Origin of the sequence: Shinella granuli (assembly GCF_004341885.1) — a bacterium.
In the GTDB taxonomy this organism is placed as follows: Bacteria; Pseudomonadota; Alphaproteobacteria; order Rhizobiales; family Rhizobiaceae; genus Shinella; species Shinella granuli.
In genome coordinates this window covers 1-3,081 of sequence record NZ_SLVX01000075.1, presented here as the reverse complement: position 1 = coordinate 3,081, position 3,081 = coordinate 1, and the positions used below count along the sequence as shown (strand labels likewise).

Below are 3,081 nucleotides of genomic sequence, written 5' to 3'. Positions count from 1 at the left end.
GTGAGCGCGACGGACACACCACATTGCCTGTAGGCTGGGTTAATGCTGCTGGGCGCGTTTTTACCGGGCCTGTCTTGTGATGGCGTGCAATTGCAGGACTGCGGATGAAATATGGTGGTGGGCCGTCGCCCTTATTTTGCGCCGCTCCTGAGGAGAAAGCCGGATGAGGAGTTTGGCGAGCTGCGGATTGACGGCCATGATGGGGGCGATCACGGGCTTTGGCGTGGCAAGGAGGATCGGCGCCCACGCTTCGCCGCCCAGACTGAGGCCAAGGGAAAATCCGATCGCCCAGGGACCGACGATGGTCTCGCCCTTGTGGTTCATGAAGATCGGAAAGTAGTGCCCGGGCGCGTCGCGCAGCAGGCTTTCGACTTCGTCGTGGCGGTTCAGCACGGTATTGACGAGCCGCTCCTCGATCGAGCCTGGCCTGGTTTGCGGTATTGAGCCGCCGAATACGTGCGGCAACCAGGTCTGTGCAGGGATCTTCACCGGGCCGGCCACGACGGCCGCAATCAGCCCATCGATGGCGCTCACGCCGACATAGTCGTTGTGCCCATCGCCGCGAAGGTACTCATCGAGCTCGTCATAGGAAACGGCAGGCCGGGTCATGCGGCTTGACCGACCTGATCGGCTTTCCACTTCCAGGGCAGCAGCGTATCGAGCTGGTTGATCGTCGTGCGGCCAGATACGATCCGTTCGAGAACATTGGCAAGCCAGGTGTATGGATCCAGCCCATTCAATTTGGCCGAGTTGATCAACGAGGCCAGGATCGCGAAGGTCTCGCCGCCCTGGATATTGCCGACGAACATCGAATTCTTTCTCGTCAGGGCAACGGACTTCATCGAACGCTCGATGATGTTGGAGTCGATCTCTATCGTTCCATCGTCGAGGAAAGCGTTCAGGCCCGTCCAATGGGTGAGCGTGTATTTGATGGCCTTGGAGAGGGCGGACTGCGTTGAGATGTCGTTCTTCAGGTCGAGCAGGCGCGCCTTCAACTGGCGCATGAGGGGAGCTGAGCGGAGCTGGCGGGTATTGTGACGATCCTCGGCGCTTTGCCCCCTGATCTCCTGTTCGATCTGGTAGACGCCGGCGAGGATTGATACGATCTCGAGCGCCTCCGGCGATCCGGTCAGCTTGACCACATCGACAAATTTACGCCGGGCATGGGCCATGCAGAATGCCAGCCTCAAGGGTCTGGAATTGCTCTTGCTGCGATGTCTGGCAAGCGTCTTGTAGGCGGTATATCCGTCCACCTGAAGCACGCCGTTGAAGGATACCAATTGGCGCTCGGCCTCACGGGCGCTGCGGCTCTCGGAGAAGATATAGCCGACCGCGGGCGGAGCTGGTCCTTTCCAGGGGCGATCGTCCACGGCCTGTGCCCAGAGCTGGCAGACTTTCGTTCGCTTTCGCCCCGGATCGAGCCGCGGCAATCGGGTCTCGTCGGAAAAAACCCTTGGCTGGGAGCGGATGAAGGTCAGCAGCCTGTCGTAGAGTGGTTTGAGCCACCAGGCGACGCGCGTGACCCAGGCGCCAAGCGTTCCACGATCGAGGGCTATCCCATGGCCCGCGAAGATCTGGGTCTGCCGGTAGAGCGGAAGGTGCCACGCGAATTTGGAAACGACGATATGGGCCGCCAATGCTGTCGTTGCCATGCCGCCATCCATGAAGCGCGCCGGCGCGGGAGCCTGGACGACGCCATTCTCGCATGCCCGGCAGGCATAGCGAGGGCGAATGGTTCGTTTGACGCGCAAAATGGGCGGAACGACATCGAGTGCCTCGCTCGTCGTCTCTCCAATGTGATGGAGCGTGCCGGAGCAGCAGGCGCACGCGCGGCTTTCCGGCTCGATAATGACGTCGTAGCGCGGCAGGTGTTTGGGAAGAAAGCCGATATTGCGGGCTGCGGATTGTCGGCCACGAGCCTTGTGCCGGGAACCGTCAGGCTGATCGTCGTTGGCGGCGACCGGAACAGCCGAAAGATCACCGAGATCGAGACTGGTCTGTGCGGGGTCGATTGTCGAAAGCCCCTCTGATCTTGCGCCGTGGATGAGCCGCTTCAGATAGGCAACCTCTGCCCTCAGATCGAGGACCATCCGGCTCAGTTGCTCGACATCCTGCGGGAGCTGATCGTGGCGAAGAGACATGCCGAAAACTACCACACCGGCATGAATCTGCAAGCAAATACAATGGGATCAAGCGACTTTCGTCGGGCGCTTCACGGGCTTTTGCTGGACCTGCGTCCAGTCCAGACCCGCAACAAGCAGGCCGAACTCCTCGGGGGTCATGTGAAGAACGCCATCCTTGACGGGCGGGAAAGTGAACGTCCCGCTTTCCAGCCATTTTGTCGAAAGGATCATCCCTGACCCGTCCCAATAAATGCAGCGCAACCGGTCGCGCCGCTTGGCCCGGAAAACAAAAATGTCGCCGCAATAGGGATCGGCCGAAAGGGCAGACGCCACCAATGCGATCAGGCCGTTCATCCCGCGCCGGAAATCGACCGGCTGGGTTGCCACCATGATCCTCAGCCCCCTCGCAGGACCGATCACCGTCTACCCCGTAGCGCTGTCACCACCGCATGCGCCAGGTCGGGAGCAACATTGCCTGTAACGATCATCCGCCCGCCGCCGAGTTCGATCTCGATCCGGCCGGCGGTGCCCTCGCTGGCATCTGCTTCATCAGCGTGCCGTTCATTTTGAGGATCGGCGATCATGATCGGCACGAAAGCGGGTTGTTCCACCGCGGCAACGGCTGAAGCCGGACCAATCTGCCCTGCCGCCCGCCGCCATGTGTTCAAAAGTCCGCGATTGACGCCAAACCGACGCGCAATGGCCGAGATGTTCGCATCCGGCTCAGCGCTCTCGGCAAGCATCCGCGCTTTCTCTTCATCCGTCCAATTCCGCCGGCGAACAGGTCCCGTAATCACCTCGACCCGCCGATACTGCCCTTCGTGCCTGGCATCAAACATGGCTTCAAGCCTGGCACCATCGTTCCGCTCGTCCATTGAAAAATCGTCCTTCCAAATCAACGAGCAGAATCTCAAGCCCAAATCGCGCCGTTAAAAGGTGGGGTGTTCGTCGCGCTTAC

Annotated in this window: 4 protein-coding genes; all 4 read right to left on the bottom strand. The window is 60.7% G+C overall.

Features of this window, described 5'->3' with window-relative positions:
• Positions 1 to 60 precede the first annotated feature (60 nt).
• Genes EV665_RS31895 through tnpA form a run of 4 tightly spaced genes read right to left on the bottom strand, consistent with a single transcriptional unit; the run spans position 61 to position 2,998 of the window.
• Positions 61 to 609 (bottom strand): YecA/YgfB family protein, encoded by a 549-nt coding sequence (locus tag EV665_RS31895; protein WP_162853238.1) that lies wholly within the window; start codon positions 607 to 609, stop codon positions 61 to 63.
• Positions 606 to 2,141, bottom strand: coding sequence for an IS66 family transposase (tnpC, locus tag EV665_RS31890; protein ID WP_133037249.1), 1,536 nt, complete (start codon positions 2,139 to 2,141; stop codon positions 606 to 608). Before tnpC ends, EV665_RS31895 begins: the two co-directional genes overlap by 4 nt.
• 48 nt (positions 2,142 to 2,189) lie before the next feature.
• On the bottom strand, positions 2,190 to 2,513 hold the full coding sequence (gene tnpB / locus EV665_RS31885; protein WP_380689341.1) for an IS66 family insertion sequence element accessory protein TnpB: 324 nt from the start codon (positions 2,511 to 2,513) through the stop codon (positions 2,190 to 2,192).
• 26 nt (positions 2,514 to 2,539) lie between these two features.
• A complete protein-coding gene (tnpA, locus tag EV665_RS31880; RefSeq protein WP_125271663.1) occupies positions 2,540 to 2,998 on the bottom strand; it encodes an IS66-like element accessory protein TnpA in 459 nt (152 codons plus the stop codon).
• Positions 2,999 to 3,081 lie beyond the last annotated feature (83 nt).